We start from the raw sequence: 15,861 nt of genomic DNA, 5'->3' as shown, positions 1-15,861 counted from the left end.
CCTTTAGCGATTGCGGTTGGTGGCTGTGCCGGCGGCGTCGCGGGCGTCCCGATCACGCTGGCGGACGAGGCCGGCATAGTTGGTCGAGAGGTTCGCAGCCTCAAGCGCTGCCATATAGGATTGTCGCATCTGCGAGCGCTGCCGCAGAACTTCTTCGCGCAGATCGCGAAGCTGCTCTATCCCCTTGGTGAGGATCCGGGTCTGGCAGATATTGGCGTTACTGCTATCCGCTGCGCCTGCCGCGTTGGTGCCACGCTCGGCGTTGGTCAGCGCGAAATCAATGCTGCGGGTGAGGTCATTCAGCATCTGATAGGCGAGGGTCAGCGCCACCAGTTCGTCGGTATCCGCGATGACAGAGTCCACCACATCCTGGCGGACGCCCCACTCGAGCATGCGGTAGACAGGGAGGGTGCGCACATTGGCGACAAACTGCCGCTCCTCGGCCGTCAGCGCAGCGCGTGTGCGGATTTTTTCGGCGATCGCTGTCATGCGCTCGCGGGTGAGGGTAAGCGCGCCCTTGGCTCCGTCGCGTGTGCAATCGGCGCTGGTGGCGGGGATGTTGAGCGCGCGCCGCATGACGCGACCGCTCAAGAAGTCGTCGGAAGATTCGCTATCTTGGCCGGCGCAGGCCGGAATGGCAGAGAAAAGCGGCACCTTGTCGGTCGCGTCCCAGCGCATATAGACGTCGCCCACCCGCGCGCGCATGACGGCGGCCCAGTCCGCCGCGCCGACCCGGTTTGCGGCGTGAGAGATGAGCGATCCGGTCCTGAATATCTCCGTCACCTCAGCCGGGCAGTTGGCGAGCGCATCGCGCAGATCCTCGGTCGGATTATTGCCATTCGACTGGATTTTCTCGCGACTTTGCTGATAGCTTTTGGCATAGCCTTCCTTGACCGATTTGTAGCCGGTCATCTCCTCGATGATGCCGGACATATTGTCGTCGCCCTTGGCGATCTGGACCATGCGGTTGGCGAGGCGGCAGTCGTTCACCTGGATGGAGTTCAGGTAATTGGTGGCCGCCTCCATCTTCGAAATGATGTTGCCCATTTTCTCATCGAGCGTTTCGAGCAGATATTGGAAAGCGACTGCGGGGGCCGCTTGCAAGATGCTTTCGAGCTTCTCGACCAGATAGTCTGGATCGAGAAAGGACATGCCGCCAAGAAACATGTCGATGCCCCCGCAGCCGGCTTTTACCTTCGGCAGCGTCAAGCTCATGAGATAGTCGTTATGGACGTCGATGCGGCCCGACATGCCGCCGGCGGTGACATAGCCGCGCGTCTGGTCCTCGAAGCTGCCCGGGTTGGTATAGGTGACATTGTCGAACCAATGCTCAGCCCAGCTCTGCGCCTGCGCGGGGGCGGGCGTCATGCCGCAGCTGGCAGCGCAGAGGGTAAGGAAGGCGGCGAACCGGCGAAGGAGCGCCTTGATCTTCAGGTGCGAACGGCAGGGGGTGGGGGCGTGGCGCATGGCGGGCTCCAATGGGTTGACGGATCAGGATCGACTGCGCCCGCCATTGCTCAGCCTTTCCGACGATGGGTGGATGGGGAGGACGCCGGCACACCGACGATCCCGGTGAATTTGGACATGGCGCGCACCCCTACGGCCACGCGCACGCCCGACTGCATCTTGGCCGCCAGATAGAGATTGCGACTGATGTTGACCGAGTGATCGGTACCAATGGCTACCGGTATGACGCGATTGGGGTCGGCCAATGGCCGGACCCAGGCAACAGGGTGCCCGACCCAGGGGAGACCGAGGCGGCCGGACCGGATCATCGCTTCCGGGGTCGATATGGTTCGGACGGTCCAGCCATAGCGGGCCTTCAGCACGCCAAGCTTGGTCCAGAGATCGCCGCAGGGGAGGCAGCCGGGCGCCGTGCTCATTTCGACCACATAGGCGGCGCCCTGGCCTCGCAGGGTCGCCTCGAAGTCGGGCGGAAAGACGCTGGTGCGCGGAACGCGATCGAGCCAGCTTTTCATCGCCTGCTCGCTGCTGACCGGATGGACCGCGGCGCGCGCGGCTTCGGCCCGGCTCGGCGGCCCCGCGGCGATCGCTGTGGTAGCGCCCGCAGTCACCGCAGCTGCCAAGAACATGACCACCGATCTCACGGCTGGGCGCCCTGGCTGACGGCCGGGTCACTGGCCGCAACCGGACCGTTGGCCAGCGCGTCGAAGAAGCCATTTTCCTCGCCCGCGCCGGTCAGGAATTGCTCGGGACGAATGTCGCCGGAGAGCAGTTTCACGGCCTGATAGGCGGTCTGGATGAGATTGGGATAGGCCTCGACCCCATTGGCGATTACCATGCGCTGGGACGAACCGCGTCGGATCACCATGGTCGTGGGGGTCACATCGACCCCAAATCGACTGGAAAGCTCAGGCTTGCGATCGAGATCCTGGCTGCTGACCTGCCAGCCCATCTCCTCCTGGAAGCGCTGGAGGATCGGCCATTGGACGCGGCAATAGCCACAGCTGGCCCGCGAGAACATGATAAGCGCGAACTCGCCCCCCTTGGACCGGAGATAGGCGCGGCGGGTGGCGTCCTTCTGCGCGCCCATGGCGTCGCGCGCGTCGCCCACGACTGGATAGGCGGAGCGGGCGCTCAGTTCCGGGTGGGTGAGCATGGCGAGTTGGGTGACGCCGGCAAAGGCGCGGGCCTTGCGCCTGGCGAAGTCCTGGAGCCGCCAGAAATCAGTGACGGCATCGACCGTCAGCACCGTGGCAGCGTAGTCGCGCTGCTCGGTAATGAGCTTGGCGATCCGGAGCGGGCTCCATCTGGCGAGCTCGGTCATCGGTGGGATGACGGGCGCCGGAGGCAATTGATCCTCGTCCGCTTCGCCGGGTTCCGCGGGTTTGGGGGCGTACCACCAGTAGCCGAGCTTGGGTTCGCCGTTGGGCTGCGCGGCAGCCGATGGCATGGCGACCGCCAGCGCGATCGCGGCAGCGGCGATGCTCCGCCTCACAGCACGCGCTCCATGCGGGTGAGACGTTCGATCCGCACTGGGCCAAAGTACCGGCTGTCAAAGCCCTCGCGATGGTCGGAACCAACATAGACGAAGCCTGCGGGTATCGCATGATCGCCCCAGTGCAGATGATCGAGGCGCTGGCCATCACGGCCCACAGGACGGCTGATACCCAGCAGGAGATCTCCGCAATAATAGCTGCTGTTTGTGACCCTGCCATCGAAGACTGAATGGCGCTCGACCTCGCGCAGGCGCTCGCCTGGCATGCACATCGCCCGTTTGGTGACGCTGACGGGGCGGGGACCGGCGATCGGATGGGACAGTGCGAACATGACGAGATCGCCCTTGTGGATTGCCCCAGGCGCCGCGCGCACGGCCCAGGCGTCGATCGAGGGGCTCATGACGATGGTGACCGAAGGGATTGCCTGCCAGGTAAGCGTCGCCAGCGGCACGGTGATACCAAGCGCCAGCCAGAAGCGCTTGGGACGCACCGGCTGATCGCCGACCGCGCCGCCCAGCGCCAGCACTGCCTCGCGCGGGAGCGCTTTCAATCCGTGGAAAAGCCTTTTAGCGGCCAGCCAGACGAGCCGAAGCATCGCGCACCTCCTCCTTGCCGCCGAGGCGGGCATATTCATCCAGCAAGCCAGAAAGCGCTGCATCGCCGAGCACGAGATGGGCGGCACGGGGGGCGGTCTCGTCTTCCCGCTCGCAATAGGGTTGGGTGGGGTCACCCGGTACCATGGCGAGGGCCGGTACGCGGCCTATGCCATGCTGGCGGAAGAGGATCGGATCGATCACCACCTGGACGTTGCGCATCGTGCAGGCCGGACCCTCGCATCCGGGATCGACCCGGAGCATCCTTGCCGTAAGCTCGGCCATGGGGCCGATCTTGGTGAGGCCACCGGGGACTCCGCGGAAGGCGATCACGCCGCCGACCCGTTCGAGCTGCCTGGCGTAGGTGCGCAACGTCTCGATCGGCATCGATGAGGAAGCGAACAGCAGCGGCACCCAGGCCTTGGCCGATGCGTTCGAAGTGGCGGGGTTGGGCATCGCGGTGGCATCTAACGGTGCCAGGCCCAATGCCTGGTGGAGCCGGGCACTCATGGCCTGCTGCTCCGCGGCGAGTGCATTGGCTGCCTCGATTTGCGCCGCGCGCGCCTGCGCCTCCATCCGCGGATCGACCCGCCGTTTCCGCATGGCCTCGAAGGCACGTCGTTTGAGAGCCGGAGAGGGGTCAGGGATCGTGTCAGGCCCGGCGTGCACCGCTGGGTTTGCGCTTGCCTTGGCTTTTTGAAGCCGCTCCATGGCGGCCGTCCCTTCGTTTGCCGGTTGAGCCTCCCGGGCCTGCCCTTGCGCGGCGCCCATAAGCGCGAGTGCAAGCACGAGCGGGGCCATATGGCTGTCAGGGATTGACGATGCGCAGATAGGCATCGACCTTCTCCTCCATATCGATTTGGATGTTGGACTGGGCGCGCGCCTCGATCTCCTCATAATATTCGGAGAGATCCATTCGGCTGAAATCGAGCGCCTGGAATTCTTCAGCGGTAAAGCCCCGGCAATAGGGCTGCTTGGGTGTTCCCCATCCCATGGCGTTGAAGGCGCTGAGCTGCGGTCGGCCCTGCTCCTGGATGATGCGGCCAAGCTTGGTGTTGAAGCAGCAATGGCCGCGGGCCTTCTGGATGCAGATGCCAAGGATCGAGGAGGAGCAATAAGTGCCGACCTCGTGGCACATCCCCGAACCACGCAGCATGCCGGTTTCCATATCCTGTTGGTCACAGCCCTGGAGCAGCACCTCCATCATGAAGTTGATGGCAAGGCTGATTGCGATCGAGGTGGGATCGAGCCCGACGATGATCGCGTTGGCGCCGGCACTGGCCGCCTGGCCCGCCGTCGCGCCCGCCTTGAAGGCGAGATAGGCGGCCTTGGCGCCGGTGAACACGCCCTTAGCGATCGCGATCTTGGTCGTGATCGAGCTGATCGAACCGCCCATGCCGTCCTTGACGATCTTGTCCCGATCCTTGCAGCAATTCTGGAAGGTGACGCTGGCGCCAGGCGGACGGCAGCGCAGCGCCCGGCCGCCAAATATCTCGATCGTGCCGAGGCAGTTGCCATCGGCGTCGACCGGGCCGTCATTGTCCGGTCCCGCGTCATCGACCAGAAGCTCATCCTCGACCGGATTGAGCGCGGTGTCGATGCAGGCGACGGGCGAGCAGGTCGGTGTTCCGCCTGCTGCTGGCACCAGGCATTGATGATCGGCCCCCAGCGGGCAGCTATAGGCGCCTGCGGCGTCGACCACGCAGGGTATTTGCTGGATCGGGCACTGCGTCGCGCCGCCAGCCATGGTGACGCAGCTCGCCATCTCGCCTTCGTCAGCCGCATCGCCATTGCCGTTCAAATCAGCGGCGCAGAGCTGGGCCGCCGATGCCGGCCCAGGAATGGTGACTGCAACGAGCGCGGCGCTCAGCAGTCCGAATATGATCCGTTGTCTCATGGCGTCCCCGCAGTGCAGGCAAGGTCGGAGCCGGCGAGGCGCACGGTCTGCATCATGACGGCGGCTTCAGGGAAATCGTCGAGGCAGCCGCAGGCGGTGACCAGTTCCTCCCCTTCGCCCAAGGGGCAGACATTGTCCGCGGTGCAGCTATGATAGAAACTGTTCCAGCCGGCCGGATCATTTTGGCTAGCCCCGACCACACCGGAGATAGCGACGTCGCTGTTCGCCCTGGGCGCACGGGTCTTGCAGATCGGCTCGCAGGCCGGAACCGTCCCGCGATCGGGCAGGGAAAATGCCCGCGTCGAGGTCGAGATCGTTCCGTCGCTCGACAGGGTGCGATCAGCGAGCAGGGTTTCGGTCGAATGGTCAATGATATAGGCGCTGCGCGACAGATCGGGCGCGCTGAGCTCACCGCTATCAATCAGGCATTTATAGCGGCGGTCCCGCTCGAAAAAGTCGCGGCTATACTGGAACGTGCAATGGCCCGTACCGATTAGACGGGTCTGGGCGAGGGGTTTGAGACCTGTATTCACGCCATTGGCGAAGGTCGTGACGCCGTCGACGCTCTCGCTGTCCAGCCTGCACGCCGCGTCCTGGGCATAGCCTGCGCAGAGATCCACCAGCCGTTCGGAAACCTCGCAGGCCGTATCGACCTGAACCTCGACAGTGACATAGCCCCAATTGCCATCGCCCCCGGCTCGCACCCGCGCGCCGACCGTCATGGCGCCGGCGCGCAGCTGGGGCGTGATGTCGATGGCGGTGCGATTATAATAGGGATCGCCGCTGATCCGGCAGTCACCAGATGGCAGGGCCTCACCGGTCCAGGGGCGCTTCCCGGCATAGCCGACGATCTGGCCGTTGACCCGTGCCTGGACCCAGTCGTCCGCGCCCATTTCCACGATCCGGGCGGAGACGATGCGTGCCGGCGCGATTGGGTCGAAGGTGGCTGTATGAATGGGCGGAACGCTGCCGCAGGTGCCGGAACCGCGGATCTGATAGCGACGGCAGCCGGTGCCGCAGGCGGTGGAGGTCACCGTTCCGGCAACGCCCAATATGTCGTCATAGTCCCAGGATTTGACGCTGATCTCCCGATCGATCGAGCAGCTCCGCGTGACCTCGGCCTTGCCGGTCGCCGACGCCGAACCGGCCAGCGCCTGAAAGACGCTGCTTGCCTGCGCGCTCGCACTGGCGTCCCCGCTGATCGCGGTTGGATCGGCGCGATAGCTGGTCGAAGATAGAGAAGGCGACGCGGTACAGGCCGTCGTCTGGGCGCCGAGATAACGGATGACAGGCCCTTCGATGCTTGCCTGCGCCACCCCGATCCGGGGATCGGCCGTGGTGAGCGCGCCGATGATGCCCCCGCCCAAATCCTTGAGGACAGAATTGAGGTTGCCGAGCACCAGGTTGCTGCCGCAACTCGCATTGACGCAATAGCAGGCGGAGAGGTCGGTCAGCGGCACCTGGGTAAGCTTGAGGTTGCCGGACGACGCGACATCCCATTGGAAGGGGGTGCAGTTGTTCCAGCTGCCAGGGTCGCAGGAGACGATGCCGTTCGCGCAGATACCCGAGACCGGGACGGGAAGGGTCAAATTTTGATCGAAGCTGCCGTCGAGATCGCTGTCGCGCGCTATGCTCAAATGGGTGATGTCGCCGGTCGTGCCGGGCTGGACCAGCAGCTCCAGCATCGTCGCGCTCTTCTGGCAGGCCAGGCTGGTAGTGAAGGTGCGGCTGTTGTCGACGGTGCTGATCGCCTCACCTGACAGACCTGGATTGACGTAATTGCTGGTGATCGCGTCGCTGTCGCTCGACTTCGTCCGCGATGCAGCCGTCGCGGCGCGCGCGCGGGCCTCCATATCCTGCGCTTGGGTACCTTGCGGCGCGAGCGCCACGCTGCCCATGAAGATGAGGATCATGTTCTTCATCGGAAGCCTCCGGGCGAACTCGAAATTTCCGCAGGGGGCAGACGAAAGGCCTGTCCGCTGGCTTTCACGCGGGCGCAGGCACGGCCTTTTAAAGGTGGTCAGCACGGCCGATGTCGGATCAGGCGCTAGAGAGGGGGGGCACCCGATCCGAGCAGGGGGCTCACCGACCGTGCTGACCTTTCCCACGCTTGGGCCCGATCTGGCGGTTATCGGGCGCGCGAGGGAAATGGGGGTTGGAGCGACGCTGTGGAAGAACGGCGTCGCCCCGCCCTCGCCGCGATCGAACGTGCCGGCATGGCCTAGGCGGGCAGACCATCCGGAATGCTCGTTGATCGCTACGGGGGATGGGGGAGGTATCTGGCTCACGGGGTGGATACTCCCGCGCAGCAGATCACTTTTTCAAAAGACATGAACTGGGCATTGTCCTTGCCGGGCGCATGTTTGCCGCTCGACCAGAGGGCGCCGGGACGCCCGATATTGACGCATTTGCCGCCTTTGACCGGCTCCATGATCTGGAGCTTGTAACGGCTCTTGGTCCAGATGGGCTGCGCCTTGAAGGAGCAGCCGTCAGCCGAACTGATAGTGAGCGCGCCAAGACGGCCCATCAGATAAGTCCCGCGCGCGGCAAGCCCTGCCCAGGCCTCGACGCTGTCACCAAAATGGATGTCGCCCGCGACCGGATAGGTGGCGCCCCAGCTGCCCATGCACCAGAAAAGCGGATCGAGCACTTTGCCGGCCGCCGCCGCGGCGCTGTCGGCCATGCAGGCAAGGCCGGCTGCGGGGTTGCCGAAGAGAATGCCCTCGGGCTGGATGATCGCGCCCAGCGTCCCCGACTGCCAGGTCGGCAGCACCTCGGTGATCATCGCCACATCGAACCCGTCGTCCTCGATGCAGGGCAGGTCGGTGAACATGTCGAGCATCTTCCAGACCGGCGAGATATAATAATGCATCTGCGCGAACATTTTCTGGCTGTTTGTGCCATCGGCGATCGACGACTGACTGCCCTGGAGCTTGCCGCCGGTTGGCAGGAGATCTGCGCCGAGCGCCATCATGCAGCCGGGCTCGGTCACCACATCGATCATGCGATTGGGCGACCAGAAGCTGACCTTCACGCCGAACCAGAAGGTGGCGCCCTTGCGGCAGGCGCATAGCGGCTTGGAGGCTGACTGGGCGTCCAGTTCCTTGTCGAGCTTGTCGAAACTTCCGACCCGAACGCCGCCGATGGTGATCGGGAAGATGCAGGTCCAGCGCACTTTGGTCAGCGGATTGAAGATGGTGCCGGCCTCGCATTTGGAGGCCCGCGCGGGCGCACTGGCAGAGCCGAGCGCAAGCGCGAGAGAGAGGGCGGCGGCACGTAGGAGGGGCTGGCACTTCATGGCCGGGCGCTCCGAGCTGCGGGACGCTCCGGCGCATATTCGTAAAGGACGAGCTTCTTCCCTTCCTGCGCGACGATGACCGGCGCGACGGTAAGCCCGAGCCTTTCCTTTACGCGCTCCTCCAGGATGAAAAGCGGGCGGCCGGTGCGTTCGGAGAGTTCAAGCGCATCGCCAGCGGTCAGCAGGATGAAATCGGTGAAGCGCGCGGCCTTCAGCGCCCAGGCAAGATCGCGCGGATGGACAATGATGAGGCGCTGGAGCAGCGAGACATATTCGAGGGGATTGAAGGTGAAGCCCTTGGGATAAAGGACACGGCCGTCAGGCAGACGGATATCCTCATCGACCGTGTAGAAGGGAATGATGGTCCGGGTCCGATCGGCCGGAGCTGGTCCCAGCGACGCAGCCTTGAGCGCCGACCATTTGGCGCGAGGGCCGAACTTCGCCGCCATGTGAGGCGCATTGGCGACCCGTGCCTCGATCTCGCTCATCGCGTCAGGCTCAGCGATCGGCCAGGTGCGGCCAATCGTCGAGGTCGCGCCCTGTGCCTGCTGGCAGGCGAGGCCCAGCATGAGGGCACCGAGAAGCGCGTGGCGCGCGCGAGCGGGGAAGCGGGTTTCAGTGGACATGACGCTTCGCCCACCATGGCTTGCCCTCGTCATCACGCTCCCCGCGCACAGCGACGATCAGCGCGGCGAGACCGAGCACACCTGTCACACCGAGAAACAGGCGGAGGGATGTGGGCAGTGGATCCGATGCCTGCAGCACCAGCACCGTCTGGATCAGCAACAGGAGATGGGTGCCGAGCAGCAGGCGGACCGGACCATGGGCGGGGGAAGAGGTGAGGATCCCGCTCATTGGCCGCGCCGCCAGCGGGTGAAATGATCGAGGCCGCGATCGAAGGCACCGGTGAGGCCGATGAGCAGCATGCCGCTCGCAAAGCAGCCGGCCGACACCATGATGGCGGCGCGCAGGACCATGGCGGCAGGTTGGTGGAGGGCGAGGCCGGCGCAGAGGATGAGCGCGCCCATCATCAAGGTTTCGATCGTCACGAGCCGGAAGCGCCAGAACAGGGCCTGGTGCTGGGCGAGGCTCGCGGCGCGCGCTTCGATCAAAGCTTCGATCGTCGGATCGAGATCGAGGTCCAGCTGTGGGCCTGTAGGCTTAGTGTGCGGTTGCTGGGCGGGAGGATTTCGCATCATGAGAGCTCCTGCGACGGGTAGGATCTTGGCGCGCCGAGCAGCTCCGCGGGGTCGACGCCGGCGAGATCGCAGACCGCTTCGAGCGGCGAGAGGCCGGCGCGCAGGCGCGCTTCGAACGCGGCTACCTCCTGGGGTGCTGAGGTGTTGATCCAGTAAGAAAAGGGATCGACGACCAGACGGGCGATGCCGAGGCCGAGCGGCGAGTCGATGAAAACCTCGGAATAATGCGGCTTGTTGTTCCGGACCGACTTCAGGAGATCGAGGACGAAGCCTGAGTAATCCAGGATCTTGTTCTCGACCGCGCGTTCATAGGTGGAGCCCTGAAGCAGGAAGCGGGTAGCGGCATTTTCCAGGATCACCTGCCCTGTGCCGCCGAACAGCAGCAGATCGTTCATCGACTGGAGGACGACCCCGAAGCTCCCCTGATATTTGCGCGCGCGCCTGTAGCCCTGGCCGAACACTTCGGCGAGGCGGGAGAGATCCTGGCCATCGGTTCGGGTCATGAACTGGGCGGCTTCATCGCACAGGACAAATCTCGGTCGGTCCCGGGCGGAGAGGTAAAGCTCCTGGCTCACCGCATTCACGACCACCATGACGATGACGTTGAAGAGGTCCGGCATGGCTTTCAGGCGTTCGAGTTCAAGCACGACAAATTCGTCGGCCGAGATGTCGAAGGTGGAGGGCCCGTTGAAGAAATGGCCATAGGCGCCCGAACTGCCGAAATCGCGCAGGTTGAAGGCGAGCTCACGCGCAACGGGGACGAGATGGTCGACCTTGTCGAGATCGCTTATGGCATCGGCTGGATAGGCACCGAGCCAATCCCGCACCGCATCGATCCCCGCTTCCGCGCGCCCGCTGTCGATCGTCCACTGGACGGCGGATTTGAGCAAATTCCATTCGGACGTCGTGACGCCCTTGCGGGTCGCGGCATTGGCCATTTCAGCGACGATCGCAACGGCCATGGAGATGGCTGACTGGCGATCATCGCCATCGAGCGCAAAGCCCATGTCGAAGGGATTGAGGACCAGCGCTTCCTCGCCAATGTCGATATAGCGGCCCGAGCAAAGGGTGCAGAGCTTCCGGTAGCTGCCGCCGATATCGATGATGCGGATGAGCGCGCCCTGCGCATAATATTGCAGGCAGAGATTGTTGAGGAGGAAGCTCTTGCCCGCGCCGCTCTCGGCCGAGACGATGAAGTTATAATTGTTGATACGCGGGTCGAAGAGATCGAGCGTGATGAGCTGGCCCTTGCGCCCGACATAGAGAAGGGCAGGCCGCCCGCCGCCACGAAAGTCGGTCTGGACAGGCGCCAGCAATGCGGCCGCCTTGGCCGGCATGGGAAGATCGCGCTCCAGCATCCGCAGCGTCCGGCGCTCAGGGTAGAAGCCGAAGGGCAGGCTCATAGGCAGCAGGATGGGATTGAGATAGCTCTCCTCCTGCATCATCCATGGCAGCGGCTCGCTTTCCCAAAGGCGCTTGGCGCGGGCGGCCATTTCACGGGCCTGTGCGCTGTCGCGGCCGAAGACCCAGACGGTTGGGATGACCGAGACGAAGCGGCTGTTGCCCGCTTCATCGAGCACCCAGCCAATCTCCTCGATCTGCTTTCCGACCTCGACGGCAAAGCTTCCGGCCGCCTTTTGCGCGGAAAGGATCTGCGCGCGCTTGTGGATCTCGAAAGCCGAGTGATCGAAGAGGATGTTGAGCGTATAGAGGAAGGGGCCGCCAATCTGGTCGCTATCCTCGGCCGCGCCGCGCATGCCTCCGAGCAGCCGGTTGCAGCGCTCGGCCGTAACCCGGCGAGCTGGTGATTTGGGCGTCAGGCAGCGAGCCACCTGATTGCCAAAATAAAGCTCCGGGCCATCGAACAGCAGGTCCGGGCCTGCATCGATGATCTGTTTGCGCACCGGGCGCGCGGGATGGTCAGGGGCGCCCGTGGCAAAGACGCCCGGAGCCGGATCGAAGGCGCCGTTGAAGATGCGGCGATAGAAACTCACTAGCGCTTCAGGCGCCATGCGCACGATCCCGAGCTTGGAGAGCTGCTCCTCGATCTGGCGGCGCAGGTCCGCGCCCAGCGGGGTGCGCGATTTGATTGCGAGCAGCACGCGGAAGTTACGGACGGGAATGCCATGAAGGGCTGGGAGTCCTTCGGTTCCATGGCGCAGATATTGTGCCGTGCGCCGGGCCGATGCCTGGACGAGTGGATCGGGCCGGGATTTAAGATCGAGATAGGCATCGAGCGCCTGGTCGATCAGCGGATCGGCAAAGCAGTGGAGCTGGACCACGGTGCCGGTGCCGAACTGGATGTTGAGAAGGCCGAGCAGCGCCTGATGCACATGGGCGAAGAGATAGGCCGACGGCACCAGCTCCCAGGCCTGACCCCAGCCATCGTCGATGGTGAGGAAGGCTTCCTCTTCCTCGACCCAGCTCACCATGGGCAAAAAGTCTGAATAAGCGTCGCGCGACACGCTTTGTTGCAGCCGCTTGATGGTCATGCCGCCGCCATGGCGTGTGCCGAGCCCCCTCATTGATCCTGCTCCTGTGGCGGCGCCGGGATATCGCTATCGGGCAGCGTGGGCCTGGCCTTGGTCTGTTCAAGGATCGGCGCGCGCGCGGCCGGTTCGGTCGGATTGACGAGATAGTCGCCGACCACCCACTGCGGCTTGTCGAGGATCGAATAGACGTAGCGCGGCATGTAGAGCCGGTCGGGCCGCTCGCGATCGGCATAAGGCAGGATCAGCGTGCGGACCGTGCGGCCGGGCCGGAGCATAGGCGTGACCGGCGCCTCGACGAGGCCCTGAAGTTCGCGATAGACGCTGCTGCGGTAGCCGACATAGCCATCCGCGGCGGCATTTCGGCTGCTCCGTTGCGCACCGGTGCGCCCGAGAGTTTCGTCGGCCCGGCTGCCATTCGTGACCTTGGGATCGGATTTCGATGCCCGTCCGGCCACGGCGTCGGCATAGGCCTTCTCAGGATGGATGCACTGGCCATGATCGCTGTTCTTGCAGCTGAACTTCTCAGGATAGGGCGACATGGCCGAGCCGATCGCCGCGCAGCCTGGCAAGATGCCAAGCAGGAGGAGCAGAGCGGCGCTGGACAGTCGTGCCGCGTTGCGAGGGTGCTGGGTGGGCATGGGATACTCTCCCTGGGGGCGACAAGTGGGCATCAGAATTTGGTGGCCGTGGTGGGTTTGATTTCCAGAGCCAGCCCCTCCTGGATCACGACCACCACATCCTTGGCGGCGCCGACCTCCACGATCGGGCCGGCCTGGCGCGCGAGATCGAGGTAGAAGTCGGTGAGCTTGTCGGAAGATTTGGACAGGCCGCCTGCAATGCCGGTCTTGAGCGCATCGCCCGCGTCCAGGGATCGGACGGTGCCGAGCGCCGAGGTCGAGGTGTTGCCAAACGTATTCTCGACGCTCTGGCTGACCCCGGCGATGGTGCCGGCGATGAAGGTGCGGGCGAGCGCAGCGCCGGCGCGGGTAACGACCTTGCCCGACAGTCCCTTCTTGCCGTCGGTATCGACGAAGAAGCCCTTGATCGGCTGATCGATGACCGAGCGTTCGTCAAAGTCCACGCAGGAGAGCGAGATGAGCTGGACCTCGACCCGTTCCTTGGCAAGGCTGCCCGTGGCATTGCCGATGACAAAGCATCCAGCAAGGTTGGCCTTCACATCATTGGGCAGCACGACGGGCGCCTGGACGCGGGCGATGAGGGGCTCGGGATTGCTCGTCGCGTCCCGGCTGGCGAGCGCGTCGATCCCGGTCAATAGGCGCGCCTTCATGAAACCAGGCGGCAAATAGATCGTCCTGGTCTTTTTTTTAGCGCCATTTGGAGCAGCGGATCCTTCCGCGACGATTGCGCTGGTCGCGGCACCTATCGCGCCGACCTGGCGCTCGACCGGCGGGGCAGGTGGCGCTGCCGGCGCGCTAGGCATGGGCGGTGCAGGCAGGCTCCCGTCAGCGCGTTCAAGTTCGCTTTGGGAAGGGCTGGGCGGAAAGGCCGGGATGTCGCTTGGCATGGCGTTTGGGAGGTCGTCGTCTGGTGCGTCGCTCGATGCTGGACCGGCGGTGCCTATCCGGCCCTCCTCGATCGCCGTGACTCTGTCGCCAAGCAGGTTCTGCCCATCGAGGATTTTCTTGAGGTCGCCGCGCACCTTCGTTTCAAGACTGTCGCCACGAAGGCCCGCGCCCATGTCGAGCTTCGAAGCCGCCGGCGCCTGGGGCGTGACCTTCTCCGCGCTGTTCGAGGCCGAGTAGAGGCCATAGCCAAAGAGGGCGACCAGCACACCGATGGCGGCCTGGCGTGCGCGCAATTGCTGGTGGGGGCTGAGCGTCGCCCAGCGTTCCTTCAGATCGAGAAGGGCCGGGCCGCGCAGGTGAAGGACGCTGTTGCCCATGTCACTCGTTGCCGACGACGGGCGGTTCGGCCGCGAATGGCCCCTGGCGCCGCTGCCCTGCGCGGGCGAACCGGGTTCGTCTGGGCTTTGGGGCATATCCTGTCGCTCATCGCTCATAGCCCGTCTCCCCGGCGCAGGATTATGAGGCGAGCGGTCTCCCCGGTGCGGAGAGAGAGCCTATCAAGCGTCGCGCTGAAGATGCGGGCGCCAAGCGCTGTATCGAGGAAGAGGCGCTCGTCGACCTCCATGTCGCTTATGGCGTCGACCCGATATTCCGATGCGTTGAGGCCTGCGCCCTCGACGGTGACGCGGCGGTGTTCGGTGATGTGCAGCGCGGGTGCGGCGGGGAGGGTGATTTGCCGGCTGGCGGTCGCCACCTCGGTGAAGCTGGCCGGCACCCGATCCTGTAAAAGGGACAGGGTGATCGAGACCGCACGATCTTCCTGCGCAAGCGGGGCGAGCAGATCCTCATTGGCACGGGCGCGCTGCCGGGCGCCGGGCACCAGTATGATCGTCTGCGCCGGGATTTCGGAGGGCTCGGCGTAGAGCGGGTAGATTGCCCCGTTACAGGTGACGAAGAACTCGGACGGCGTCGTCACATAGCTACGGGTGATCTGGCCGCTGTCGTCGCTTTCGCGGACAAGGAATTTGACCCAGGCGTCACCGCCGCCTTTCTCGACCGCGAGGCCCTTCTCGGCGGAGAATTTGACATCCTCTATCTCCCCGCCCTGACAGATGAGATGATTGACGTCCCGGTTCGAGAGCCGGATCATACTGGTCTGATCGGGCAATGCCTGGATCGATTGCGCCTGTCCCGGCGACGCTAAGGCGATGAGAGGCAAAAGTGGCAGGGCGGCGCGAGGCGCGCGCGCTCGGTTACCCAAGCTCGGCATCGAATTTCTCCTCGGTGAGAGACAGGATCCAGAAGCGACCGGCATCGATCGTGTATCGGATGCGCAAGTTTCCCCGGAATTTGCGGATGACGCCGCCGATGACGCGGACCTTCTCGACCGGCACGATGATCTGGCGATCGGTCCAGGTGACGGGCTGATCGGGCCGAATATAGGTGGCGATCGAGAGCGTGGGATTGTTGGCGAGCTCATCGAGCACGCCATTCAGGCTGTCCCGCAGGCCATTATAGGCGGTCGGGTGGACGATGCTGAGCAGCTCCTGAAACTGCCGGTCGGCAGACAGAGCAGAATAGGTACCCGAGAGCGCGACGATATTGCGCGTCATGGCGCGCAGATAGGCAGAAGATGGCTTGCCGCCGGTCACGTAGAGATCGCCGCCGGCGCCGAAGGGAATGACGATCGTGCGTTGGTTCTGGGACGTCGAGTAGAGCGTAATGCCCAGCACTGCGGTCACGCCGAACAAGCCGACAATCGAGAATTTGAGCAGCCTGTTCTCCTCGAACAGATTGGACGATCCCTGGAGGTAGCGGTGAATGCCGAAGCTTGCCGGTTTGCCGAGCAGCGGGTCGGGCGCCTCCTGGGGTGATTTCTGACGAAACATGATATGC

The 15,861-nt window shown here is 64.4% G+C and carries 16 protein-coding genes; all 16 read right to left on the bottom strand.

The annotated features are described in order from the left end of the window. Positions 1-3 precede the first annotated feature (3 nt). The 16 genes from VHN57_RS09990 to VHN57_RS09915 all read right to left on the bottom strand — a co-directional run bounded on the left by VHN57_RS09990 (position 4) and on the right by VHN57_RS09915 (position 15,854). A complete protein-coding gene (locus tag VHN57_RS09990; protein ID WP_375188733.1) occupies positions 4-1,368 on the bottom strand; it encodes a conjugal transfer protein TraH in 1,365 nt (454 codons plus the stop codon). A gap of 149 nt (positions 1,369-1,517) precedes the next feature. Further along, positions 1,518-2,093: a hypothetical protein gene (locus VHN57_RS09985; RefSeq protein ID WP_051886822.1), complete on the bottom strand. Its 576-nt coding sequence runs from the start codon at positions 2,091-2,093 to the stop codon at positions 1,518-1,520. A gap of 11 nt (positions 2,094-2,104) precedes the next feature. Further along, positions 2,105-2,959: a conjugal transfer protein TraF gene (locus tag VHN57_RS09980; protein ID WP_037520704.1), complete on the bottom strand. Its 855-nt coding sequence runs from the start codon at positions 2,957-2,959 to the stop codon at positions 2,105-2,107. Further along, a complete protein-coding gene (locus VHN57_RS09975) occupies positions 2,956-3,555 on the bottom strand; it encodes a S26 family signal peptidase (RefSeq protein WP_037520702.1) in 600 nt (199 codons plus the stop codon). The genes VHN57_RS09980 and VHN57_RS09975 overlap by 4 nt, the downstream gene beginning before the upstream one ends. Beyond that, positions 3,527-4,390: a type-F conjugative transfer system pilin assembly protein TrbC gene (locus VHN57_RS09970; RefSeq protein ID WP_375188731.1), complete on the bottom strand. Its 864-nt coding sequence runs from the start codon at positions 4,388-4,390 to the stop codon at positions 3,527-3,529. The genes VHN57_RS09975 and VHN57_RS09970 overlap by 29 nt, the downstream gene beginning before the upstream one ends. Beyond that, positions 4,362-5,450 (bottom strand): conjugal transfer protein TraN, encoded by a 1,089-nt coding sequence (gene traN, locus VHN57_RS09965; protein WP_375188730.1) that lies wholly within the window; start codon positions 5,448-5,450, stop codon positions 4,362-4,364. The genes VHN57_RS09970 and traN overlap by 29 nt, the downstream gene beginning before the upstream one ends. Beyond that, a complete protein-coding gene (locus tag VHN57_RS09960; RefSeq protein ID WP_423283729.1) occupies positions 5,447-7,372 on the bottom strand; it encodes a hypothetical protein in 1,926 nt (641 codons plus the stop codon). The genes traN and VHN57_RS09960 overlap by 4 nt, the downstream gene beginning before the upstream one ends. Positions 7,373-7,734: 362 nt before the next feature. Continuing rightward, positions 7,735-8,748 (bottom strand): TraU family protein, encoded by a 1,014-nt coding sequence (locus VHN57_RS09955; RefSeq protein WP_017500729.1) that lies wholly within the window; start codon positions 8,746-8,748, stop codon positions 7,735-7,737. Then, a complete protein-coding gene (locus tag VHN57_RS09950; protein WP_017500730.1) occupies positions 8,745-9,317 on the bottom strand; it encodes a hypothetical protein in 573 nt (190 codons plus the stop codon). The genes VHN57_RS09955 and VHN57_RS09950 overlap by 4 nt, the downstream gene beginning before the upstream one ends. Positions 9,318-9,363: 46 nt before the next feature. Beyond that, entirely contained in the window at positions 9,364-9,603 is a 240-nt protein-coding gene (locus VHN57_RS09945) for a hypothetical protein (protein WP_017500731.1), read from the bottom strand. After that, on the bottom strand, positions 9,600-9,947 hold the full coding sequence (locus VHN57_RS09940) for a hypothetical protein (protein WP_038292639.1): 348 nt from the start codon (positions 9,945-9,947) through the stop codon (positions 9,600-9,602). Before VHN57_RS09940 ends, VHN57_RS09945 begins: the two co-directional genes overlap by 4 nt. Next, the gene (locus tag VHN57_RS09935; protein ID WP_017500733.1) at positions 9,944-12,472 is read right to left on the bottom strand and encodes a TraC family protein; all 2,529 of its coding nucleotides are present in this window, start codon (positions 12,470-12,472) and stop codon (positions 9,944-9,946) included. Before VHN57_RS09935 ends, VHN57_RS09940 begins: the two co-directional genes overlap by 4 nt. Next, positions 12,469-13,077: a TraV family lipoprotein gene (locus VHN57_RS09930; protein ID WP_017500734.1), complete on the bottom strand. Its 609-nt coding sequence runs from the start codon at positions 13,075-13,077 to the stop codon at positions 12,469-12,471. Before VHN57_RS09930 ends, VHN57_RS09935 begins: the two co-directional genes overlap by 4 nt. 32 nt (positions 13,078-13,109) lie before the next feature. After that, positions 13,110-14,342: a TraB/VirB10 family protein gene (locus tag VHN57_RS09925; RefSeq protein WP_017500735.1), complete on the bottom strand. Its 1,233-nt coding sequence runs from the start codon at positions 14,340-14,342 to the stop codon at positions 13,110-13,112. A gap of 113 nt (positions 14,343-14,455) precedes the next feature. Then, entirely contained in the window at positions 14,456-15,235 is a 780-nt protein-coding gene (locus VHN57_RS09920) for a type-F conjugative transfer system secretin TraK (protein WP_026109090.1), read from the bottom strand. Then, positions 15,219-15,854, bottom strand: coding sequence for a TraE/TraK family type IV conjugative transfer system protein (locus VHN57_RS09915; RefSeq protein ID WP_017500737.1), 636 nt, complete (start codon positions 15,852-15,854; stop codon positions 15,219-15,221). The genes VHN57_RS09920 and VHN57_RS09915 overlap by 17 nt, the downstream gene beginning before the upstream one ends. Between the last annotated feature and the right edge of the window lie 7 nt (positions 15,855-15,861).

The organism is Sphingobium salicis subsp. salicis, from assembly GCF_049472635.1.
Classification (GTDB): Bacteria; Pseudomonadota; Alphaproteobacteria; order Sphingomonadales; family Sphingomonadaceae; genus Sphingobium; species Sphingobium yanoikuyae_A.
This window is presented reverse-complemented; position numbering and strand designations above follow the sequence as displayed.